Origin of the sequence: Pseudomonas urmiensis (assembly GCF_014268815.2) — a bacterium.
Lineage (GTDB): Bacteria > Pseudomonadota > Gammaproteobacteria > Pseudomonadales > Pseudomonadaceae > Aquipseudomonas > Aquipseudomonas urmiensis.
On record NZ_JABWRE020000001.1, the window covers coordinates 2,642,425 to 2,664,910 of the forward strand.

22 protein-coding genes and 1 pseudogene are annotated in these 22,486 nt (G+C 62.2%); 11 read left to right on the forward strand and 12 right to left on the reverse strand.

Annotation, left to right across the window (positions count from 1 at the left end):
- The first annotated feature begins 64 nt into the window (after window positions 1-64).
- Window positions 65-226: a DUF2986 domain-containing protein gene (locus HU737_RS11715; RefSeq protein WP_186555124.1), complete on the forward strand. Its 162-nt coding sequence runs from the start codon at window positions 65-67 to the stop codon at window positions 224-226.
- Window positions 227-365: 139 nt separating this feature from the next.
- Here the strand turns inward: HU737_RS11715 and HU737_RS11720 are convergent, their stop codons facing one another.
- Window positions 366-2,096 carry a LuxR C-terminal-related transcriptional regulator gene (locus HU737_RS11720; protein WP_186555123.1) on the reverse strand — a complete coding sequence of 577 codons (1,731 nt, stop codon included), beginning with the start codon at window positions 2,094-2,096 and terminating at the stop codon, window positions 366-368.
- 156 nt (window positions 2,097-2,252) lie between these two features.
- Here HU737_RS11720 and HU737_RS26190 point away from each other — a divergent pair, with 156 nt between their 5' ends.
- From HU737_RS26190 to HU737_RS11730, 3 genes are all read left to right on the forward strand, one after another.
- Window positions 2,253-4,745: a beta strand repeat-containing protein gene (locus tag HU737_RS26190; RefSeq protein ID WP_225915607.1), complete on the forward strand. Its 2,493-nt coding sequence runs from the start codon at window positions 2,253-2,255 to the stop codon at window positions 4,743-4,745.
- A gap of 60 nt (window positions 4,746-4,805) precedes the next feature.
- The gene (locus HU737_RS26195) at window positions 4,806-6,494 is read left to right on the forward strand and encodes an autotransporter family protein (RefSeq protein WP_367616028.1); all 1,689 of its coding nucleotides are present in this window, start codon (window positions 4,806-4,808) and stop codon (window positions 6,492-6,494) included.
- A gap of 223 nt (window positions 6,495-6,717) precedes the next feature.
- Window positions 6,718-7,191, forward strand: coding sequence for a sn-glycerol-3-phosphate transporter (locus tag HU737_RS11730; protein WP_186555122.1), 474 nt, complete (start codon window positions 6,718-6,720; stop codon window positions 7,189-7,191).
- On the opposite strand, the gene HU737_RS11735 is transcribed toward HU737_RS11730, so the two are convergent.
- Window positions 7,169-7,666 carry a VOC family protein gene (locus tag HU737_RS11735; protein ID WP_186555121.1) on the reverse strand — a complete coding sequence of 166 codons (498 nt, stop codon included), beginning with the start codon at window positions 7,664-7,666 and terminating at the stop codon, window positions 7,169-7,171. The two genes, HU737_RS11730 and HU737_RS11735, sit on opposite strands and share 23 nt — an antisense overlap.
- Window positions 7,667-7,850: 184 nt before the next feature.
- Here HU737_RS11735 and HU737_RS11740 point away from each other — a divergent pair, with 184 nt between their 5' ends.
- On the forward strand, window positions 7,851-8,666 hold the full coding sequence (locus HU737_RS11740) for a protein phosphatase 2C domain-containing protein (protein WP_186555120.1): 816 nt from the start codon (window positions 7,851-7,853) through the stop codon (window positions 8,664-8,666).
- Between the two features lie 86 nt (window positions 8,667-8,752).
- Here the strand turns inward: HU737_RS11740 and HU737_RS11745 are convergent, their stop codons facing one another.
- The 5 genes from HU737_RS11745 to HU737_RS11765 form a co-directional block, all read right to left on the reverse strand.
- Window positions 8,753-9,100, reverse strand: a complete 348-nt coding sequence (locus HU737_RS11745; protein ID WP_186555119.1) for a cupin domain-containing protein — start codon at window positions 9,098-9,100, stop codon at window positions 8,753-8,755.
- Window positions 9,101-9,118: 18 nt separating this feature from the next.
- Complete coding sequence (locus HU737_RS11750; protein WP_186555118.1) at window positions 9,119-10,405, reverse strand: NAD(P)/FAD-dependent oxidoreductase; 1,287 nt, start codon at window positions 10,403-10,405, stop codon at window positions 9,119-9,121.
- Entirely contained in the window at window positions 10,402-11,145 is a 744-nt protein-coding gene (locus HU737_RS11755; protein ID WP_186555117.1) for an amino acid ABC transporter ATP-binding protein, read from the reverse strand. Before HU737_RS11755 ends, HU737_RS11750 begins: the two co-directional genes overlap by 4 nt.
- Window positions 11,142-11,798, reverse strand: a complete 657-nt coding sequence (locus HU737_RS11760; RefSeq protein ID WP_186555116.1) for an amino acid ABC transporter permease — start codon at window positions 11,796-11,798, stop codon at window positions 11,142-11,144. The genes HU737_RS11755 and HU737_RS11760 overlap by 4 nt, the downstream gene beginning before the upstream one ends.
- Before the next feature lie 63 nt (window positions 11,799-11,861).
- Window positions 11,862-12,620, reverse strand: coding sequence for an ABC transporter substrate-binding protein (locus tag HU737_RS11765; protein WP_186555115.1), 759 nt, complete (start codon window positions 12,618-12,620; stop codon window positions 11,862-11,864).
- A gap of 167 nt (window positions 12,621-12,787) precedes the next feature.
- Between HU737_RS11765 and HU737_RS11770 the strand changes: the two genes are divergently transcribed.
- A complete protein-coding gene (locus tag HU737_RS11770; protein WP_186555114.1) occupies window positions 12,788-13,564 on the forward strand; it encodes an IclR family transcriptional regulator in 777 nt (258 codons plus the stop codon).
- A 56-nt stretch (window positions 13,565-13,620) separates the two neighbouring features.
- On the opposite strand, the gene HU737_RS11775 is transcribed toward HU737_RS11770, so the two are convergent.
- Together HU737_RS11775 and HU737_RS11780 are read right to left on the reverse strand one after the other, a co-directional pair.
- On the reverse strand, window positions 13,621-14,796 hold the full coding sequence (locus tag HU737_RS11775) for a GGDEF domain-containing protein (protein WP_186555113.1): 1,176 nt from the start codon (window positions 14,794-14,796) through the stop codon (window positions 13,621-13,623).
- A 172-nt stretch (window positions 14,797-14,968) separates the two neighbouring features.
- Window positions 14,969-15,853, reverse strand: a complete 885-nt coding sequence (locus HU737_RS11780; RefSeq protein ID WP_186555112.1) for a LysR substrate-binding domain-containing protein — start codon at window positions 15,851-15,853, stop codon at window positions 14,969-14,971.
- Window positions 15,854-15,955: 102 nt separating this feature from the next.
- On the opposite strand from HU737_RS11780, the gene HU737_RS11785 reads away from it, so the two are divergent.
- Entirely contained in the window at window positions 15,956-16,912 is a 957-nt protein-coding gene (locus HU737_RS11785; protein WP_186555111.1) for a DMT family transporter, read from the forward strand.
- A gap of 14 nt (window positions 16,913-16,926) precedes the next feature.
- Here HU737_RS11785 and HU737_RS11790 read toward each other — a convergent pair whose 3' ends face one another.
- From HU737_RS11790 to HU737_RS11800, 3 genes and pseudogenes are all read right to left on the reverse strand, one after another.
- Complete coding sequence (locus HU737_RS11790; protein WP_186555278.1) at window positions 16,927-17,631, reverse strand: HvfC family RiPP maturation protein; 705 nt, start codon at window positions 17,629-17,631, stop codon at window positions 16,927-16,929.
- Window positions 17,612-18,457 carry an HvfB family MNIO-type RiPP peptide maturase gene (locus HU737_RS11795; protein ID WP_186555110.1) on the reverse strand — a complete coding sequence of 282 codons (846 nt, stop codon included), beginning with the start codon at window positions 18,455-18,457 and terminating at the stop codon, window positions 17,612-17,614. The genes HU737_RS11790 and HU737_RS11795 overlap by 20 nt, the downstream gene beginning before the upstream one ends.
- 139 nt (window positions 18,458-18,596) lie before the next feature.
- A pseudogene (locus tag HU737_RS11800) lies at window positions 18,597-18,914 on the reverse strand (HvfA family oxazolone/thioamide-modified RiPP metallophore); the annotation flags it as partial.
- A 250-nt stretch (window positions 18,915-19,164) separates the two neighbouring features.
- Between HU737_RS11800 and HU737_RS11805 the strand changes: the two are divergent.
- The 4 genes from HU737_RS11805 to HU737_RS11820 all read left to right on the forward strand — a co-directional run bounded on the left by HU737_RS11805 (window position 19,165) and on the right by HU737_RS11820 (window position 22,409).
- On the forward strand, window positions 19,165-19,875 hold the full coding sequence (locus tag HU737_RS11805; protein ID WP_186555109.1) for a histidine phosphatase family protein: 711 nt from the start codon (window positions 19,165-19,167) through the stop codon (window positions 19,873-19,875).
- Between the two features lie 54 nt (window positions 19,876-19,929).
- Window positions 19,930-20,247 carry an SCP2 sterol-binding domain-containing protein gene (locus tag HU737_RS11810; RefSeq protein ID WP_186555108.1) on the forward strand — a complete coding sequence of 106 codons (318 nt, stop codon included), beginning with the start codon at window positions 19,930-19,932 and terminating at the stop codon, window positions 20,245-20,247.
- A 303-nt stretch (window positions 20,248-20,550) separates the two neighbouring features.
- A complete protein-coding gene (locus HU737_RS11815; protein ID WP_186555107.1) occupies window positions 20,551-21,618 on the forward strand; it encodes a phosphotransferase family protein in 1,068 nt (355 codons plus the stop codon).
- Between the two features lie 23 nt (window positions 21,619-21,641).
- Window positions 21,642-22,409 carry an SDR family oxidoreductase gene (locus tag HU737_RS11820; protein WP_186555106.1) on the forward strand — a complete coding sequence of 256 codons (768 nt, stop codon included), beginning with the start codon at window positions 21,642-21,644 and terminating at the stop codon, window positions 22,407-22,409.
- Window positions 22,410-22,486 lie beyond the last annotated feature (77 nt).

Below are 22,486 nucleotides of genomic sequence, written 5' to 3' on the forward strand. Positions count from 1 at the left end.
GCCGTTCGACCGAGCCCCTGGGATCGGGTTGATATCCCACGCAGTCACGAATCGAGTTGAAACCATGAATCGGCAGAAAAAAATCAAGCAGCTGTTAAAGGCTCACGCGAAAAAAGCCAGCGCCAAACTGGCTCCCAAAAACAAACCTAAATACATCTGCAAAGCAGACCGGGCGAAGTTGGCTGCCCAGGGCGATCAAGACTCAGGCGCGTTGCCAGAGAGCTGATACGGCTGCAACGCCAGCAGCTCACGCACACGCCCGCCCAGGCTGTCGATGTGCACGTCTGAGCGCAACAGTTGCATCCAGCCAACAGGTATGCGCCCTCGTGTTGACGTTGAGCGGTCGCGGCTCGAGCGTCTTGGTTTCATTGCGCGCTGTCGGCAAGCACCTGTGGCAGGTCCATTTCTACTCGCAGTACCAGCGTGTCACCGTCATCAGGGGCAAGGGTTTGAGCGCGCCCCTGCAAGCGCAAAAGCAGGCGCTGGAGAGTGGCATACGCCGACACTTCGCACGGCGCTTGCTCTAGGGCCGGGTACCAGGGCGTCAGCTCCAGGCTCAGGCGCAACAAGCCTCGCGGTTGAATCCGGGTAGCCAGACGCAAGCTCAGGTGCGCCGGCAATGGCCGCAGTTGCAGGTAGCCGCACAGGCCCTCGAGCAATTGCCGGTAGTGGCGAGCATCGATCCACGCGCTTTGCAGTGCACGCAGCCCTGGCCCCAGGTCCAGCTCACAGCCCCGCGCTTGCAGTTGCTGGCGCACCGGCGCCAGGATCGCTTCGGTCAGGTTGCCCAGGTCATGCGCGGCGCGTTGCGCCTGACCTGGGTGGTCATCCTGATCCATCAGGGCATCGACCTTGGCCAGGCACTGGTACATGGCTTGAACGTGTTCTGCCAGGCTTTGCAGAGCTGGGCGCAAGGGCTCATCGCTTAGCGCAAGCACGCGTTGCACAGCGGTTCGAAACACCGCCAGCATTTGCCCAAGTTCCTGGCTGACAGCTGCCAGGGTCGAGCTCTTCAGGTGGCTTTCATAGCGCGCCTCGGCGCCCTCGTGACGCAATATCGAGAGCAGCCGATCGCGCTCGGTGAGGTCACGCATGCCGCCCAGCATGGCCACCAATTGACCGCTCTGGTCGCGAAACGGTGTGCACCAGATATGCATGGCAACCACTTCGCCCAGATGCTCGATCACCGCTTCGGCCAGAAACGGCTCTTGCCGCGCAACCGCCTCGGTGAAGCGCTGCCGTGAACGCTCGCGCAACGGCGCAGGCAACCACAGCGCCTGGTCGATGGTAGAGCCGTGGATCGCTTCGAAACTTTCTCCGGCGTAGGCCAGGTAGCGGCGGTTACACATCAGCAGGCGGCCTGCGAGGTCGCGCACGAACATCGGGTAGGGGGCAGCGTCGAGCAGCGCCCGTAACAAGCCGTGCTCGCGTAGCAGTTGCGGGTCGCTGGAAGGCGCCTGCGCCCTGCTCGCCTCGTCGCCGGCAACCAAGCCATGGCTGCGGGCGACTTCGAGCAACTGGAAATCGTTGCCGACCTTGAGCTTCTGATGCAGACGCGCCTTGTAGGTGCTGATGGTCTTGTAACTGAGGCTGAGCTGCTCGGCGATGTCCTTGTTACTCAACCCTTGGCTGAGCATCTGCAACACGGTGAGTTCGCGCCCGGAAAGCTGGGTCAAGTCATCTTCGCCTGCACCGTCGAGGTCCTGGCGGGCGACTTCACGGGGGAAGTAGCTGCGTCCATGGCTGAGCGCCTGCAGGGCGCTGTGCAATTGGCCAAGCGCTTCGCTCTTGCACACATAGGCATCGGCGCCGGCCTGCAAGGAACGGGCGGCATACAGGCTGGCCTCCTGCACGCTGTACACCAGCAGTTTGATGACCTGATGACTGGCGCGCAGCCGGCGCAGCAAATCCAGCCCACCCAGCTGCGGCACCAATAACTCCAGAATGACCACCTGCGGGTGCAGCAGCCGGCACTGCTCCAGCGCATCCAGGCCGTTGTCGACTTCGCCCAGTACCTGGTGGCCGGCACGCTCAAGCACAGCCCGCAAGCCGTCACGCACGATCGGCAGGTGATCGACCAACAGCAGCGTGCTCATGGCGCCTTCCCTCTGCGGCAATGGCCGATGCCAAGCATAGACCAGAGCCGCGGACGAGAGTCACTCCTACAAGCAGGTTGTAACGCCTCCGACATTCGCCAGCAGGCGTCCCGCGCAGACTTCAGGCATCCCACTTCAGATGCCCAAGAGGCTGCCATGAACACCGTCAAGCGTCCTGCACACTTCCAACGTACTCGTCTGGGCCGGGCCATTGGCCTGATTCTGGCGGCCCTGTTCAGCGTCAGCCTGATCGAGGCCGAAGCCGAGGACAGCGCCCTCGACCCACCGCTGATGGCTATCGACCCGCCCTCGGCAGCGGGCGCCATGCCCTCCCCTGACTACCTGCAGATCGCCCTGCAAGCCAGTCAGCAGGCACCCCAGTTATTCGCCAGCCGGCTGCTGGGGTCGCCAGCGCCAATCAACCTCAACAGCGCCGATGGCATTGGTGTTTCCAGCGCAGGTGCGCATGACGACGCCACGGTCAACCTGGGCGCGGCCCGCACCACCGGGGTGCTTGCGCAGATGGCCAGCAGCGTCGGCTTCGAGCGCGGTAGCGTCAACAGCAGCGCCCTGACGGCCGCCAACGCCAATGGCCAAACGGGGCTGGCCAGCGATGGCGGCCAGTTGAGTGGCTCTGGGGTGACGGTCACGCTGATACCCAAAGCGGCCAACAGTACGCTGATCACCGCCAGCAACCTGACCGGCGTCAGCGCCAAGAACGCCGGCCAAGTGAGGTTGAACAACAGCACCATCAGCGTCGGTGGCGGCACTAACGGGGTGAACAACCAGGGCCTGGTCGCCACTGGCGCTGGCAGCCAGATCGACCTGGTTGCAAGCGAGGTCAGCACCCTGTCCAAAGGCTCGGTTGGCGTGCTGGCCCAAGGCGGCGGCAAGATCAGCATCAGCGGTGCCAGCGTGATCAGTACCACTGGCGCCAGCAGCCCTACTAGCGCCAGCCATGGCCTGAAAGCCACTGGCAACGCCAGCCTGATCGCTGTCAGCGACAGCGAGATACGCACTGGCGCAGTCGCCGCCAGCGGCGCCCGGGCAGATGACGGCGGACAGATTCAATTGCAGCGCACCAGCCTCAGCCATACTTCCGCCGCCACCAGCACCAGCAGTACTGCCGTGTTGCATGCGCTCGGCGGCGCCAGCATCAACGCCGATGCGGTCACGGTCAGTTCCAGCGGCAGCTACATCGGCGGCGCCCGCGCCGAAGGCAGCGCCAGCCAGGTTTCGTTGCGCAACAGCAGCGTGGCTGTCAAAGGCTCGGGCACCGTCAATGACTTCGCCTCAGCCGCACGGGCAATGGGCGGCGGCACCGTGCTGATCGACAACAGCACCCTGAGCGCCGAAGGCACCTACAGCCACGGCGTGTCAGTCGAAGGCAGCGGCTCGCACGCCATTGTCAGCGCCAGTCGGGTCGAGGTCGGCGGTAATCGCGCGCACGGTCTCTACGTCAATGCAGGCGCCACTGCCGAGGTCAGCGACAGTACCCTGCGCCTCGCCCCGGCTGGCAGTGCAGCAGGCCCTTGGGGCCTGGGCGCCTTGGTCGAAGGCAGTGGCTCACGCCTGCTGCTCAACGACAGCCAAGTGCACACCACGCAGAAAACCAGCTACGGGGTACGTGCCCTGGGCGGCGCCGAGCTGCTAATCAACAATGGCCTGATCGATACCCAGGGCAATTACTCAGCAGGCCTGAGTGCAGGTAACTCGACAGTGGTGGCTCATAACCTCACGGTGACCACCTCGGGCGACGACAACGCTATGGGCGTGGTCGCCGACGGCGGCGCGAACATCACCCTGTATGGCGGCTCGGTAACCACCACGGGCAATGGCTCACCGGTACGATCCAACCTGACCTTCCCGCACGCCCTGGCCTCGCGCAACCCAGGGGCTGTGCTCAACGTCTACGGCACCGCCGTGCATACCACCGGCACGCAGGCCTACGGCGCTGCGGTAGACGATGGCGGCAGCCTGTACTTGGAAGGGTTGAGCGTGAAGACCGAGGGGCAGTATGCCATGGGCCTGTATGCCGGCATCGGCACCCTCAAGCCAGGCCAGGTCAGCCTGGTGGCGCACAATGTCAGCGTCCAGACCCTGGGCGACCAAGCGACCGGCGCCATGGTCAGCCGGCAGTATCAGAGCGATACGGCCAGCCTGCAATTGAGCGACTCGAGCATCACAACCAGTGGTGCGTTGTCCCATGGTTTGCAGGCCGAATCCACCGCGCTACTGAGCGCTAGCAACACCACCGTCACCACCCACGGCGAGCGGGCCCTGGGGGCGCTGGCGAACAACCAGGCCAATGTTCAGCTCGATCAGGTCGGGATCAACACCAGCGGCAACCTGGCCCACGCCGCCGTGGCCAAGAACGGTGCGCGCCTCGACGCCCAGCGCAGTGTGATCAACGCCTCCGGTGACCAGGCCGCAGCGCTTTATGCGCAAGGCACCGAACTGCTCAAGGGCCAGGCCACTCTCGACAGCAGCGTACTGCAAAACCGCGACGGGGCCACTGTGGCTGTCGCAGGCGTCGCCGACATCAGCCTGACTGACAGTATCGTCGGTGGCAGCGGCCAATGGTTGAATGTCGACAGCGCCGTGGCCAGCGATGGCAGCAGCATCCCAGACATGGGCACCGGCCAGTGACAAGGTGTCGGCAGCTCGCTGGCCAGTGCCGGCAACGCCGACATCGATGTCGTAGGCTCGGTGCTCAACGGCGCTGCGCGCACCGCTGCGGGCAGCAGTGCCCAGGTCGATCTGCGCGACAGCAGCCTATGGAACCTGACCGGCGACTCGAACCTCAGCACCCTGCGCAACGAGGCCAGCCTGATCGACTTCAGCGCGCCAGTCGCCGGCAGCTACAAGCACCTGACCGTCAACAACTACCACGGCGCCAATGGCACCTTTGCCCTGAACACGTACCTGTACCGCGACGGTTCGCCCTCGGACAAGCTGGTGGTGGATGGCGGTAAGGCCGATGACAGCAGCAACCTGTTGATCAAGAACGCAGGTGGCCCCGGCGCGCTGACCCAGGGCAATGGGATTCTTGTAGTCGATGCCATCAATGGCGCGACCACCGATGCTCAAGCCTTCCGCTTGCTCAGCCGGGTCAAGGCCGGCCCTTATGAATACACCCTGCACCGGGCCAGCCTGGATGGCAGCAATCGCCAGGCCTGGTACCTGCGCTCTACTGCTGATGGGGGGCCGGTTGACCCTGTTGATCCAGTCGAGCCGGTGAAACCTGTCGACCCAGTGAAGCCGGTAGATCCGGTGAAGCCTGTCGACCCAGTGAAGCCGGTAGATCCGGTGAAGCCTGTAGATCCGGTGAAACCCGTCGATCCAGTGCACCCCGTCGATCCGACTGAGCCCCAGCACCCCATCGTTCCAGTTAGGCCACAAGTGCCCAACTATCGCCCGGAAACGACGCTATACCGCGCCTTGCCTTCGATGTTGCTGCACTACAGCCACGCCATGGTCGATACCCTGCATGAGCGGGTCGGTGAAGAGCGCAGGCTCAGCAGCGAGCCACTGCCCGCACAAGCCGCCGAACAATACGGCCCGTCACTGGGCTGGGGCCGGCTGATCTACCGCAAGGGTGAGGACGAGCTGGGCCAAGGTGCCAGCTACGACTACCGGATCCAGGCCTTCCAGGTCGGCACTGACCTGTATCGCAACGAAGACGTCGATGGCAGTACCGATCAGGCCGGTCTGTCGCTCAACGTTGGGCGTATCGCAGGTGACGTCGAGCACACCAATGGCAACAGCGCTGGCGACGACCTGATCCGCGCCTATGGGGTCGGCGGCTACTGGACCCACTTTGGGCCGGAAGGCTGGTACCTCGACGGTGTGCTGCAGTTCAACCGCTTCGACGTGCAAGCCAACCCTAGCGACATGGGCACCATGAAAACCCGCGGCCGTGGCGTGACCGCCTCGCTCGAAGGGGGCTATCCGTTCAACCTCAATGAGGACAAGAACCTGCGCATCGAGCCGCAGGCCCAGGTGATCGTCAGCAAGATCAAGGTCGATGACAGCCACGACGACGCCTCTGATGTGCGCTTCGAAGACGTCGACTCGCTGACTGCCCGCCTGGGGGTGCGCATCGACAAGGACAGCCTGCGTGCAGACGACCAGGGCAAGCTGCACCGCACCAACGTCTGGGTGCGCCCCAGCGTCTGGCACGAGTTCAAGGGCAAGAGCAAAACCGAGTTTTCTTCGGCCGATGGCTACATTCCCTTTGGCACCGACATGAGTGGGACCTGGGGTGAACTGAACCTGGGTGTCGACTACCAGGTCGATGAACGCACCACAGTGACTGGCTCGTTGGGTTATCAGAAGGCGTTTGGCAAGGACAGCAGAAGCTATGAAGGGATGATTGGTATCAAGGTCAAGTTCTGATCGACGACGCCCGGCTCAGCCGGGCGTTTTTTATCGAGGGCCTCATCGCCCAGGCGCCTTATCCCCCTCTGCAACCCGCCATTATCAGACAAATCCGATATTCGATAGCGAGTCAGCTACCTACCATACGCGCCCTTTCCCACCATCAGCCAAGCCGACAGAGACAGGTTTCCAATGCAGGCGTGGCGAGTGTCCATAACGCGCGTTGCGCCAGGTGTTGAACATGAGCAGACAATTTTTGCTAGCTATTGCCCTACTCCTCTGGAGCACCGCAGCCAGCGCTGGGCAAAGCGAGCCACAGGGCGATTACTGGTACATCCAGACCAGCGCCTATACCCGCCACTGGAGCCCCGACCCAGAGCACAACAATCACCAACGTCTGATCGGTATCGAACGGGTGTACAGCGATGGGCTGCTCTGGGGCGGGGCGACATTCAAGAACTCGTTCAACCAGCGCTCCTACTATGGCTACGTCGGCAAAGTCTGGGAGCATGAGCGGTTTCCGCTCTATGCCAAGCTCAGTGCAGGCCTGATCCAGGGCTACAAAGGCGAATACAAAGACAAGATCCCGCTCAACCATTTGGGCGTTGCGCCGGTAATCATTCCGGGCATCGGTGCGCATTGGGGGCCGGTGGCTGCAGAGTTTGTGGTGCTCGGCGCGGCAGCGGGAATGGTCAACGTGGGGCTTCGGTTCTAGGGTTCAACGCCGCCTCAATCTTGGCGACGTCGATCTTGCCCATCTGCATCATCGCCTCGAACGCCCGCTTGGCGGCGGCTTGGTCAGGATTGGCAATGGCCTGGATGAGAATCCTTGGGGTGATTTGCCAGGAAATACCCCATTTGTCCTTGCACCAACCACAGACACTCTCCTCGCCGCCATTGCCGACGATGGCATTCCACAAACGATCGGTTTCGGCCTGATCGTCGGTAGCAACCTGGAACGAGAACGCCTCGTTGTGCTTGAACACCGGCCCTCCATTGAGGCCGATGCAGGGAATGCCCATCACGCTGAACTCGACAGTAATCACATCGCCCGCCTTCCCCGAGGGATAGTCGGCTGGGGCCTTATGCACTGCCAGCACCTTGCTGTCCGGGAAGGTCTTGGCGTAGAACTCGGCCGCCTCCTGCGCCGCCCACTCATACCACAGGCAAATAGTGTTCTTGCTGGTCATGGCGGTACTCCTCGATCGGGACAGAGGCATTAGTCTAGTCGCTCGATGTCCGGCAGCCAGGCGCTAAGGCTGCGCGCATGGGCCGGTTTCAACGCTATCATCGAGATGGCCGAGCGCTGAGCGAACCCCGCGCCGACAGGCCTGTCCAACCTGCTCCCATGTGCGACGAGAAGACCCATCGACCATGCATTTCGACCTGATCCAAAGCTTGAGCCTGGCCGGTAAGCCAGAGGTACCCAACGATGACCGGATCGGCTGCGCCGACCAGCATGCCTGGGTCATCGACGGCGCGACAGATTTGGGCCCACCGGGTCTGCTCGGTGAGCGCGGTGGTGCGGCCTGGCTGGCGGCAGCGGCGCAGCGGGCTTTTCACGGGGCATCCGGCGCTTTGCAGCAGGTGTGTGAATCGGTGTTTGTCGCCGTCGCAACCAACTATGCCCAGGCCCAGCGACGCGAACCGGTCGCGGCCTGGGAGCTGCCGCGCGCTGCATTCGCCGCCGTCGCCCTTGAGGGTGCCGAACTGAGCTGTGCCTATATGGGCGATTGTGTCGTGCTGCACCGCAGTGCCCAGGGCATTGGGTTTCTCACCCCCGAGCCGGACCGTGAGGCTGAACGTGCTGAAGCCGCAGCCCTGGGCCCGGGCACCGGAGCATTCGGGGTGCGCACGCCAGCGGTGGTGGCCGACCGCCGGGCTGCCCGTGAGCGACCCAAGGCCGTCTTGAGCATCGATGCGCAGCAAGCCCGAGACGGCACACGCTATGTGCGCAGCGCGGTGTCCGTGGGCGATGAGGTGATTTTGATGAGCGACGGTTTCGCCGCGCTGTTCGATACCTATGACGTCTACGACCCGGCAGGTTTTATCGCGCAGCTCGAGGCGCATGGCTTGGCCGCTCTGGCTCAGACGCTGCGCGCCATAGAACAGGAGGACGCCGCTTGCCTGCGCTATCCGCGCTTCAAGGCCAGTGACGATGCCTCGGCGATCTGGTTGCGGGTCGCCTGATAGCTGATCGACGGGCGGCCAGCACTGTTCGCGAGGGGTGGATTTGAGCATTTTGGGGCAGCGTTGCAGCCCCAAAATCTCGGACCTCAGCCAAAAATCACATAACTCTTGCGCACAGTTTGACGAATCTCCCATGTTCCTTGGCTATCTGGCGGGAAGCACAGGGTATCGCCCGCACAAAACGCCAACGGCGCCCCGCCATCGGGGGTAAAGCTCCCCTCCCCGCTGATGATGTAGCTGTACTCGGCTTGCTTGACCCCACGCCGAAAACTGCCCGGCGTGCACTGCCAAATACCCTTTTCGGCCGCAGCGCCAATCAGGTTGTGCTCACCTGCTGTGCTCGCCTGGGCAATGGTTTCGCCTACGGGTTGGGCCACCGGCGCCGGTTGCGAAAACTGCGCCTCGGTTACCGCCTTGATCAATACCGGTTGCATCAACTACCTCCTAATAAGTCAGAGAACGGCATCGAGCAAGCGATACCAGGCAATGCCCACGCCCAGGTACAAACGCTGCAGGCCATGGAACGGAATCGGTCGGATCGGTGACAGCGGAAACGGAAACTGCTGCGCCTTGCCCAGCAGTCGCTGTGCCAGGTGCCGGCCAAGTGCGGACGACATGGCAATACCTCGACCGTTGTAACCGAGCAGGATGCTCAGACCCGGCGCCGGCTCGTGCAGGTGCGGCATGAAATCCTGGGTCAGGGCAACGCGCCCGCTCCACTGGTATTCGAACTCGACCCCGGCCAGATGCGGGAACAAGCCCAGCACCGAGCGACGCAGGTGGTTCCAGTCGCTGGCAGCCTTGGGCTCGGCAAACGGCCCACGCCCACCGAGCAGCAGTCGGCCTTGGGCATCCTGCTTGAAATACAACAGCAGCCGGCGCGCATCGGAACACACCTCACCGCCAGGCAGCACCGTGCGCCGCAGTGCGTCCGGCAGCGGCCGGGTGGCAACGATGAAACTGTTAGCCGCCAGCACCGTCTGACGCAGCTTTGGCCACAAATCGTCGGTATAGCCATTGGTGGCCAGCACCACGCGCTCGGCGCTGACCGTGCGCCGGGTATCGGTGGTGAGGGTCCAGCCACGGCTGTCACGCTGCAGGCCGGTGACGCGGTTGTGGCCATGGATCTGCGCGCCTTCGGCGATGGCCGCCCTGGCCAAGCCGCGTGCGTAGCTCAGCGGCTGCACGCTACCGGCACGCGGGTCGACCCAGGCGCCCAAATAGTCACAGCTGCCGATGCGCTGGGCAACGCTGCCCTTGTCGAGCATCTCCACCGGCACCCCGCGGCTGCGCCATTGCTGCGCACGGCGCTCGACCGCGCGCATGGCGGCCGGGGTTGCCGCTGGCTGGATCCAGCCCTTGCGGGTGGCGTCGCAGGCAATGTCGTAGTGGCGGATCAGCTCGAACACCTCATCGGCGGCAGTCCCGGCCACTTCGATCAAGCGCTCGGCTTGCTCGCCACCGTACATGCGTAGCAACTCGTCGGGGTCGTGCTTGAGCCCCGGAATCACTTGCCCGCCGTTGCGTCCGGAAGCACCCCAGCCGGGCTCGCCGGCATCCAGCACACAGACCCGCGCCCCCTCGCGCGCCAAGTGCAGGGCGGTAACCAGGCCGGTGTAGCCGGCGCCGACCACGGCCACATCGACTTGCTTGTCTTCGGCCAACGGCGGGGTGTGAACGCCAGGTGCGGCCGTGCTTGCCCACAAGGAAGGCGGTAGCGCCAAAGGTCGAGCACTCATGCCACGCCTCCATCAGTGGTCAGCAGGCGTCGCAAGAATTCCTGGGTACGGGGCTGCTGCGGCGCGCCAAGCACCTCGCGCGCCGGACCTTCCTCGACGATTCGCCCGCCATACAGGAAGCACACCTTGTCGGCGACCTCGCGGGCAAAGCCCATTTCATGGGTGACCACGACCATGGTCATGCCCTCCTCGGCCAGCTTGCGCATCACCGCCAGCACTTCGCCGACCAGCTCCGGATCCAGCGCTGAGGTCGGCTCGTCGAACAGAATGGCCTTGGGCCGCATGGCCAAGGCCCGGGCAATGGCCACACGCTGCTGCTGGCCGCCCGACAGCTCATCCGGGTAGGCCTCCATGCGATGGGCCAGGCCGACCTTTTCCAGCAGTGCCTTGGCATGTTCGCGGGCCGCCTCGGGGCTTTCCTTCTTTACATAGATCGGCCCTTCCATGACATTCTGCAGCGCGGTGCGATGGGGAAAGAGGTTGAAGCGCTGAAACACCATCGCCACCTGGGTGCGAATCTCATGGATGGTCTTGGCATTGCGATCGACCCGCTCGTCACTGACCAGGATGTCGCCCCCTTCATAGGTTTCCAGGCCATTGATGCAGCGCAGCAGGGTCGACTTGCCCGAGCCCGATGGGCCGATCAAGCACACCACCTGGCCGCTCTGGACCTCAAGGTCGATGCCTTCGAGAACGCGGGTACTGCCATAGCTTTTGTGCAGCGACTGAATGCTGATCATGCGTGCTTCCTCGTGGCGATCCGCGCCTCGAGACGGCGCAAGGCATACGACAGCGGCAGGCTCAAAGCCAGGTAGAGCAGCGCCACCAGGGTATAGACAGTCATGTTTTCAAAGGTCGATGAGGCTATCAGCTGGCCGGCCCGGGTCATCTCGGCGACGGTGATGGTCGAGACCAATGATGAGTCCTTGAGCATCATCACCAGGGTGTTGCCATACGGCGGCAAGGCAATCCGGAAGGCCTGTGGCAGCACCACCCGGCGCATGATCATCGGCCCGCGCATGCCCAGCGACTCTGCCGCCTCGATCTGACCCTGCTGGATAGCCTGGATACCTGCGCGAAAGTTCTCCGCCTGATACGCCGAGTAGGCGATGCCCAAACCGATGATGCCGGCCTGCAGGGCAGTGAGCTGGATCCCGAATTCCGGCAACACGAAGTAGATGTAGAACAGCTGCACGATGATCGGCAGGCCACGGATGATGTTCACCACCGAAACGGCGAACAGGGCGACCGAGCGAACCTTGGACACCATCATCAGGGCGAAGGCCAGGCCGATCAGGGAGCTGAGCAGGAACGAGGCAATCGTGACCTGCACGGTGACCACCGCGCCACTCAAGAGAATGGGCAGGAAGTCCAGAGCATTCTGGAAGAACATAAGCGAGTCCGCGAGAGAGCAATCAGGGAAGAGGCGCCCGCTGCGGGCGCCGTGAGGCGACGATCAGTCCAGGTGCCACTTGTCGATGATGCCGGCCAGGGTGCCGTCGGCCTTGATGCTGGCGATGCCCTGATTGACCCGGGCAAGCATCTGCGGATCGCCCTGGCGCATGATCAGGCACACTTCACCTTTGATCTGCGGCTGATAGCTGTCGACCAGACGGACTTTTTTCAAGGTGCCCTGGGCCATCTGGTAGGCGAGGATCGGATGGTCGCCAAAGCCGGCCTTGATACGGCCCAGGGCCAGGTCGCGGGTCAGGTCCGCCAGCGAATCGTAGCCGCGCACCTCCTTGAAAATGCCGCGTTTGTTGAGCTCGTCGAGGAAGATGGTGCCGACCTGAGCGCCTACCACTTCGCCTTTGAAATCATCCATGTGGCTATAGGCCTTGGCGTCGTCGGCACGCACGATCAGGCCTTCGCCGTACTCGAACACCGGATCCGAGTACTGCACGACCTTTTCTCGCTCGGGGGTACGCAGCATGGCGGCGGAGATCAGGTCGATCTTTTTCGCCGTCAGCGAAGGGATCAGTGCGGCGAAGGTGGTCTGGGCGATATCCACCTCAAACCCGGAGGCCTTGGCCACCGCTTGGGCGGAGTCGACCATCATGCCCTGGATACTGTTGCTCTTCACATCGAGGAACGTGAACGGCACACCGGTAGCGGTGGCGCCGACTTTGTACGTCTCGGCCTGGGCGACCAAGGAGGTGACGCAACTGGCGGCCAGGGCCAGGGCGCAGGTGAACACACGAAGGCGTGGATACATGGTGAACACTCCCATTTGACGCGGTTTGTTGTCGTTATGCGTTATGGATGCCTCGGGTATCGGCAGGAGGCCTTGCGACCCAATATAATTGATTTACAAAAATCGTAAAGAGATTTATAAATATCGCATATCGATATTAACCAGTGATCCTGCCCAAGGGACGATCCATGAACGATAACGACAACAGCCTGTTCAACCAGTCACTGGAAAAAGGCCTGGCGGTGCTGCGCGCCTTCAACGCCCGCCGGCGCACCATGAACCTGGCCGAGGTGGCCGAGGCCGCTGGCATCAACAAAAGCTCGGCGCAGCGCATGATCCATACCCTGGAAGCCTTGGGTTATGTGAGCAAGCATCCGCAGACCAAGCGCTTCCAGCTCACCCCTGAGGTGATGGAAATCGGCTACAACTACCTGGCTGCCGACACCCTGGTGGACGTCGCCAACCCGTTCCTCGCCGAGCTGGCGCAGACCACCGGGGAAACCACCAACCTGACCGAGCCCGTGCGCAACGACATGCTCTACGTAGCGCGTTTCGTCGGGCCTAAGTTCATCCCTATCCATTTGCCGATTGGCAGTCGTATCCCGATGTATTGCACCGCCTCGGGGCGCGCGTACCTGAGCGCGTTGGACGAGGATGAGGCGATGGCCGTGCTGCGCGCCAGCGATCTGTCTCGGCACACCCAGTACACCCGCACATCGCTGGAAGAGATCCTCGGCGAAATTGCCGAGATCCGCCGCAAGGGCTTTGCCATCAACAATGAAGAGTTGTTCTTGGGCGACATGGCAGTTGCCGCCCCGGTGCGCAACAGTCAGGGCCGGCCGGTGGCATCGGTGCATGTGGTCGCACCGACCAGTCGCTGGTCGCTGGAAGAGGCTGAGCGGCGGCTGGCACCTGCGGCAATTGAGTGTGCTCGGGCGATCAGTACATCGATCAGGACGCTGTGAGTGAGCGCCGGCCTGTTTCCAGTGGTTTGCTGTCAATCAGGCCGATGCTGGACCGATCATCCTTGCTGGGCTGAAGGTGCGGCCAAGGTTTGGTCATCCAGTTGAATGCGGTTACGGCCGCCGCGCTTGGACTCGTACAGGGCAATGTCACCCTGCTCGATCAATGCCGCCAGGCTCGCGGGGGGTCGGTCGAAAAGGTTGGCACCGATGCTCAAGGTGACAGCCGCTGGGGTGGCAAACGATTGCGAAGTGAGCAGCAAGAATTGCTCTCGTAGACTGCTGCCCAGCTCATGAACCCGCGCAGGCGAAGCATTGCCCAGCAGGATCACGAACTCATCGCCGCCCAAGCGCGCGGCCAGCGCACTGGCAGGCAACATGGCGCGGATCATTTCGCTCAGCCCGACCAACAGCCTGTCACCGGCAGTGTGGCCATACAGGTCGTTGACCAGTTTGAAGTTGTCGATATCGATCAGCAGCAATGCCCCCGGCCGGGCCGCGCTTACCTCATTGATCAGGCGCGGCGCCCGCACTTCCAGGGCGCGCCGGTTATACAGGGCAGTCAGCGGGTCACGCGCGGCCAACCGGGCGATCTGCTGCTCACGCCGGTAGCGCTCGGTGCCGGTCATCGACAGCGCGATCAGCATGATCGCCATGGCCCCTTCGACCAGCGAGACCTGAATGATTTCGCCGCGCAAAGCGGCCAGGTCGATCAACGTCCCGGGCACCAGCGGCGGGATCATCTTGGCCAGATAAAACAGGCCGTGGCCGAGCAACACGAAACGCAGTTGCACAGCGCCTACGCTCAACGACATGCCATGTGGGCGCAGGAGAAAACTAGCCCTGAGGGTCGGCAGCGCAACCAGCAGCGATTGCACCAGCAACATCACTTTTGACCACAGCGGCCCTTCCGGCAGCAGCAGCATCACCAGCCACGTGATGAACACCAGGTACCAAGCCCGCGACAGACGGGTTTCAGTAAAGCGGGCAACGCCCAGCAAAAAGCAGAAATGCGCAGTGATCAACAGGCCATTGGCAAACCAGATGCCAATCAGCAAAAAGCCGTTGCTGCGCAGTAAAGCGAGGGTGCTGCCCACGCTGATGATGGCGAAACCGGTTGCCCAGTAAAGCAAGGAAGATTCGCGCACGGTGCGCCACTCGACCGCCAGGTACAGCGCCGCAGCGGCGGCCAGGGCGATCGTGATAGTGAGCATGGTAGGTGGATCGAGCGCCATGGAATGACGGGCCTGCCTGAAATTAAGAGTGGAGAGATGTTCAAAACCAGTTTGCGCGACCCTGCGCCTGTACTGCACGCGCACGATTTCCGTCGTGGCTTACTGCCCATGCATCATCCGCACCAGCGGCTAATACCCTGTCGCTATTAAGCGGAAAATAGCGCCTGGCGCGTTACTGCTCAGCGAGAAAACTCACCAGTTGCCGACCATGTGAACTGAGCCGCTCCCAGCCACGAAAGCACACGCGCAGTTCCAGGGTCGCCCAGCGTTCCTCCAGCGCGACCCAGCGCACCGCCAGCTCTTGCTCGGCGCGCAACGCCGCAGTTTCCGGGACAATGGCGATGCCTGCGTGCTGGGCGACCAATTGGGCGATGGCTTCAAAGCTTGGCGCGCGAACGCGCACTTTCAGCGGCATCGCCAGGTTCATCGCCAGCTCTTCGACGAAACGCTGCATCGCCCGCTCGCCCGGCAAACACACAAATGCAAAGCCCAGCGCGTCAATCAGCCGCAGCTGCTCCCGCCCGGCCAGGGGGTGGTCGGCCGGGACCAGCAAGACCAAGCGCTCGGTGCGAAACGGCAGCGACACTAAACCGTCGCTTATCAAATTGCCATCATAGACGCCGATCTCGCACTCGTCAGCCAGAACCACACGCAATACGTCAACGCTTTTGTGCTCGACCAACTGCAGGTCGACTTCTGGATAGTCGGCTAGAAACGGGCCGAGCACGGCGGGCAACAAGGTGCTGTTGGTGACTGTGGAAGCGGCCAGGTGCAAGGTGATGCGCCGTTGCCCGGCCAGCTCGTGCAGGGTGTCCTGCAATTTGCGCGCTTCGCCCAGCACTCCTCGCGCCGCTTCCAATACCAGCCGGCCGACTGGGGTGAGTTGCATACCGTCGGCGCGCCGGGTGAACAGGCTCAAGCCACAGCGTTGCTCGAACAAGCGCAGGCGATTGCTGGCGGCAGAAACGGCCACCGGAAACGTCGCAGCGGCCTTGCTCAAGCTACCGGTAGCGGCAATCGCGGCAAGTAAACGCAGATCGGGAAGATCGAAATGCATTGGGCTTTCTCTAAATACGAACGCTATGTTCGATTAAAAGCGATTCTAACGTGGATTGCGTTCTGCACAGAATAAGCCCAGTGATAACTGCCTGGATTTGCCATGACCTTTTTGCGCACCCTGCTCACGCGCCAGATCCACAGCGGCAGTTTGTTTGCCGTACTGGCGGCCTTGGGTTTCAGCTTCAAAGCCATCTTCGTCAAACTCGCCTATGCGGCCGGGCCGGTCGATGCGATCAGCCTGCTGGCCATGCGCATGGCCATGGCGTTGCCGTTGTTCGTCTGGCTGGTGTGGTTCAGCGGCCGGCAATCCCCCACTCGGCTGACGCCCGCTGACGGCTTGCGCGTGATCCTGCTGGGGCTGCTGGGTTACTACCTGTCCAGCCTGTTCGACTTCTACGGGCTGCAATACATCAGCGCAGGGTTGGAGCGCCTGATCTTGTTCACCTACCCAACCCTTGTGCTGATCTTCCAGGCCATCGCCCTGCGCGAACGACCCACCACCCGCACCCTGGCGGCAATGGGCCTGTGCTATCTGGGCCTGGGCATCGCCTTCGTGCATGACGTGAGCATCTCTGGCGTTGGCCAGCAAGTGATTCTCGGCTCGCTGTGGGTGTTTGCCAGTGCAGTTACCTACGCCCTGTACTACTCCGGCACCGGCATTGTGCTCAAACGCATGGGTTCGATGCGCATGGCGGGCTTGTGCGGTACGGCCTCGTCGCTGATGGTGTTGGTTCACTACTTGTTGGTGGCGGACATCAATCAGCTATGGCAGCTACCTGCGGCGGTGTGGCTCAACGCGGGACTGATGGCGATCTTTTCCACGGTGCTGCCGATCTACTGGGTGGCCCTGGCGATTCAGCGCATGGGCCCCACGCAAACGGCGGCGGTGGGCAATCTAGGCCCTGTGCTGACAGTGCTGGCGTCGTGGGCGATTCTCAGCGAAGAGATCTCGACGTATCAGGTGCTAGGGCTGGCGTTGGTGTTGTTCGGGGTGACGCGCTTGAAACCCGCGGCCAAGAAAACCGACCTGCCCGCTGCCAAGGAGGCGGCTGCCTGAGCAGGCTTGGGCGTTCAGCGCGTCCCGACGATGATCCCCTGCTCGCGCATGCCTTCCAGCATCGCCAGGCCTTGGCGTTGAACGTTTTCATCGCCCAGCGCCTGCAAGCGCTGGCGGCCCGTTCCGCTAAGGCCTGCGAGCAACTGATAGGCCATCGGTGCCAGGCGGGCGAAATGCACCTGTAGATCGGCATCGCGGTACACCAGCAACAAGGTAGGCGCTTGGGGGGCGCTTTGGGGCTGGTAATCGGGGCCGATCAGCTCGACCGGCCAGCGATAGGCAAGCACGCGCGCCAGGCATGACAGCAATGGCTCGCCTTCGAGTAGATCGCCGCCAGGCAGATGGGGCGGATCCTCGGCATCACTCAGGTACAACTGCGCCTCGATCCACTCGTAGTGGGCGAGCTCAAGCTGCCACGGCGCGTCCGCTTCGATGCCCTGCAGGTAGTCGATGAACGCCTCGGAAATTTCCGTGAACAATGGCGTCTGGCTTCGGTAACTGGCATAGAAGTCGCGCACCCTGGCGTGCCATCGGACGTCACCGAGGGTCTGGCGCATGACCGGGAAACTTCCCGCCAGCAGGCCTTCGAGGCTGTTGTAGAACAGCTCCCGGTAGACCTTCAGGCGCCGTGCTTCGATACCCGGTGGCGGTGGATTGTGCTCGGGGTCACGCAGATATCGGGACAGGGTGAATTGCTGGTCACGCAACGGCTCGCCCATCATGCAGACCTCCGTGCGTGTGCTGCACGCTACCAATACGTGCGGTCTCCTCAAGCAGTTCGGCAAGCGGTGGGTAGTTGAAGTCACGCTCAAGCACCGTCGGCTGGGCTCCAAAACGCTGACACGCCAAAGCGAACAGTGCCCAGACATCTTCTTTTACCGCAGCACCATGGGTGTCCACCTTGAGGTCTGGCGCTTCGTCGTAGTGGCCAGCCACGTGCATGCACGTAACCCGCTGCCGAGGCAGCCCGTTAAGGAACGTCACCGCGTCATAGCGGTGGTTGCAGGCGTTGACGAAGACGTTATTGACGTCCAGCAGCAGGTCACAGTCAGCCTCCTCCAGCACAGCCTGGATGAACGCCAGCTCGCTCATGGCCTGGTAAGGCGCTGCGTAGTAGCTGATGTTTTCCACGGCGATACGTCTGCCCAGCAGATCCTGGGCCTGGCGAATCCGGGTGGCGACATGGCGGACCGCTTCTTCGGTAAAAGGGATTGGCATCAGGTCATACAGATGCCCGTCGTCGCTGCAATAACTCAGGTGTTCGCTGTACAGCGGCACATCGAAACGCTCGATGAACAGTCGGGTTTGCTTAAGGAATGCCTGATCCAGCGGCGCGCTGGCGCCCAGCGACAACGACAAGCCATGGCAGGTAATGGGGAAACGCTCGGCCAGTTGCGCCAGCGCTTTGCCGTGGGCCCCGCCAACTCCGATCCAGTTCTCCGGCGCGCACTCGAGAAAATCGACCGCACCGTCCTCCATTGCCAGCAATTGCGCCAGCAAACCACGACGCAAGCCAAGTCCGGTACGTAAAGATGTAGGGTTCATGGTAAGCGCTCTCCAGGAGCACGGGACGCTCTGGGCAGAACGTCGGCAAGGGACAAACAAGCGCTGCCGGACAGATCGATCCTCTGCTCCGGCAGCCCCCTTAACCTTGCGCCAACATCAGCGCACGGGCTCAGGCCTTGTCGGCTTTAGCGGCCTTGTCGCCACCACATTTGCCTTCGCCGCACTTGCCTTCAGCGGCTTTCTTGTCGCCGGCTTTTTTATCGCCGCCACACTTGCCTTCACCACACTTGCCTTCGGCGTTTTTGCCCTCGGCGTGCTTGCCGGCTTTATCAGCGCCGCATTTACCTTCGCCGCACTTGCCCTCGCCATCAGTCTTGGCCGCAGCCAGTTGGTAGCCATGGGACAGAGGCTCGACGGCGAATGCACTACCGCCCATTACCATGCCGCCGATCAGAGCAGCGCCCAGCAGGCCAAGGGTATTTTTCGATTGTTTCATGGTGGTGCTCCACTTCGGTTGTGAGATGGAGCCATCTCGCCGCAACGGTGTGTCGCAGGTGTATCGCCGGTGGCGCGGTTTTGTATGAAAGTCGGTCTCAATCCACAGAAGATACAGTGGGATACAAAGGCATCGGCCATTGCCTGGCTGCCGTTCAAACAACCTTTTCAAACGCTTGTATGTTTTTTCGTTGACAGCCCGTCAGCCGCATCCTAACCTCCCAGCAACTTCCACCGGGCCGGACACTTTTGTGGGCAACCTCTATCTGATCCGACATGGCCAAGCCTCCTTCGGCGCTGACGACTATGACGTCCTCTCAGCGGTAGGCGAGCGCCAAAGCCAAGCGTTGGGCGAGCACCTGGCCCAGCTCGGTTTGCGCCTTGACCGCTGCATCGCCGGCAGCCTGCGCCGCCAGCAAGACACCGCGCGTCTTGCCCTGCACGCGATGAGCGGCCACGGTTGCCCAGTGCCGGCGGTCGAAACCGACCCTGCATTCAACGAATTCGATGCCGACGGTGTGATCCGCACCCTGCTTCCCGGCTTGCTGCCAGATGAGCCTGAAGCGCTGCACATCCTGCGTAACGGCACTACCAATCGCAGTGAGTTCCAGCGCCTGTTCGCCCTGATGGTGCAACGCTGGCACGATGGCCAGCACCCTGACGATGGCCTGGAAAGCTGGGCTGCCTTCACCGCAAGGGTTCAAGGCGGTCTGCAACGGGTACTGCAGCGGGCCGGCAGCGGTGAGAATATCGCCATCTTCACCTCCGGAGGCACCATCGCCGCCCTGCTCCACCTGGTGACTCGAATTACCCCCAGTCAGGCCTTTGCGCTGAACTGGCAGATCATCAACACCTCGCTCAGCCAACTGAAGTTTCGTGGCAGCGACGTGACCCTGGCTTCCTTCAACAGCCAAGCACATGTGCAGCTGTTGCGGGCGCCGGAGCTCATCACCTATCGATGAGCCCGGCCTATTGTGTCCCTACGGACGCGAATATTACTTAACAAGGAATACGCCATGAGCGATGTAGCTAAAGCCGTCGAAGCGATGAAAGCAAAGTTCAACCCCGCCGCCGCAGCCGGCCTGGACCTGGTGTTCGGCTTCAACATCACTGACGAAGACAAGCAATATGCGCTGATCGTCAAAGACGGCACCTGCGACATCCAGGAAGGCGAAAACCCAGACGCCAACTGCACCCTGGTGCTCGACAGCGAGACCCTCAAGGGCATCGTCAGCGGCGAGACCGACGGCATGCAAGCGTTCATGGGCGGCAAGCTGCGCGTAGAAGGCGACATGATGCTGTCGATGAAGCTCAGCGAGCTGTTCCCAGGCTAAGCGTCCGGGATGATCGATGAAAAACCGAAGCCTGCGCGGGCTTCGGTTTTTTTTTGCCTGGCCGGGGCATGGCAGAGCGCTTTTCGCGGGCAAGCTCGCTCTCACAGGGATGGTGCTGAACCTACGGTTAGCGGGGTGCCTGGGTGGTTGGCGAAGAAAGCAAGACTGCCTGTATGGCTTCAATATCAGGCGCGTTGATCGACCAGCAACACCCACAGCTATATGCCATTGGCACGCTTGTACCAGCATGTAAGGCCCATTAGATTAGCCAATAATACTCGTGAACGAGAATAAGGATAACGCATGACGCTCACTGACCAGTCCACCCAGGTACGCCCCGGCGAAGAACTCGATGCGACTGTCATCGATCCTTACCTCAAGGCCCACATCCCGGGCTTGCAGGGAAGCCCGGCCATCAGCCAGTTCCCCGGCGGTGCATCCAACCTCACCTACCTGGTCAGCTACCCGAACCGCGAGTTCGTCCTGCGCCGCCCACCCTTTGGCCACAAAGCCAAGTCCGCCCACGACATGGGCCGCGAGTTTCGTATCCTCAACCAGCTCAATAGCGGCTTTCCCTACTGCCCCAAGGCCTATGTGCACTGTACCGACGAGTCGCTGATTGGCGGCCAGTTCTACGTGATGGACCGGGTCAAGGGCATCATCCTGCGCTCGGACATCCCCACCGAACTCGATCTGGATGCCAGCCGCACAGAGGCCCTGTGCAAGAGCTTCATCGAGCGTTTGGTCGAGTTGCACCAGGTCGACTACAACGCGTGCGGCCTGGCCGACCTGGGCAAGCCCGAAGGTTACGTACAACGGCAAATCGAAGGCTGGAGCAGCCGCTACGAAAAAGCCCTGACCCCGGACGCACCGCGCTGGGAGAACGTCATCGCCTGGCTGCGCGAAAAAATGCCCGCCGACCATCCACGCCCCGCCATCGTGCATAACGACTACCGCTTCGACAACGTCATCCTCGACGCGGCAAACCCGATGCGCATCATTGGCGTACTGGACTGGGAAATGACCACGATCGGCGACCCGCTGATGGACCTGGGCAACAGCCTGGCCTATTGGATCGAAGCCGATGACCCAGCGCCGGTGCAACTGATGCGGCGCCAGCCAAGCAACGCACCGGGCATGCTCACCCGCCGCCAGTTCGTCGACTACTACGCCGAACGCGCAGGCATCGCTATCGACAACTTCGACTTCTACTACTGCTATGGCCTGTTCCGCCTGGCCGGGATCGTGCAGCAGATCTACTACCGGTTCTACCATGGCCAGACCCAGGACAAGCGCTTTGCCCAGTTCATTCACATGAACAAGCTGCTGGAGCAGATGACCCTGCAAGTGATCGGCAAGTCCGCACTCTGACGACAGACAACAAGGAAAACAGCATGTCCAAGACCCAACTGTTCGACCTCGATGGCAAGATCGCCTTCGTCTCAGGCGCCAGCCGTGGCATCGGCGAGGCCATCGCCCACTTGCTGGCCCAACAGGGCGCCCATGTGATCGTCTCCAGCCGCAAGCTCGAGGGCTGCCAGCAAGTGGCCGACGCCATCATCGAAGCGGGCGGCAAGGCCACTGCGGTGGCCTGCCATATTGGCGAGCTGGAGCAGATCCAGCAGGTGTTTGCCGGTATTCGTGAACAGTTCGGCCGCCTCGACATTCTGGTCAACAACGCCGCCACCAACCCGCAGTTCTGCAACGTGCTCGATACCGACGTGAGCGCCTTTCAGAAAACCGTGGACGTGAACATTCGTGGCTACTTCTTCATGTCGGTCGAAGCCGGCAAGCTGATGCGCGAGCACGGTGGCGGCAGCATCATCAACGTTGCCTCGATCAATGGCGTGTCGCCTGGGCTGTTCCAGGGCATCTACTCGGTGACCAAGGCCGCAGTGATCAACATGACCAAGGTGTTCGCCAAGGAATGCGCCCAGTTCGGCATCCGCTGCAACGCCTTGCTGCCGGGGCTGACTGACACCAAGTTCGCCTCCGCCCTGGTGAAAAACGACGCCATCCTCAACGCCGCCCTGCAACAGATCCCACTCAAGCGCGTGGCCGACCCCAGCGAGATGGCCGGTGCAGTGCTGTACCTGGCCAGCGATGCCTCCAGCTACACCACCGGCACAGCACTGAATGTCGACGGCGGCTTTCTCTCCTGATCAGTCCTTGAGCGCCTGCAGCGTGTAGCTCATCGGCAGGCGCCAGGGCGCTTCGCGCAGGCCGTTTTGCAGCACCG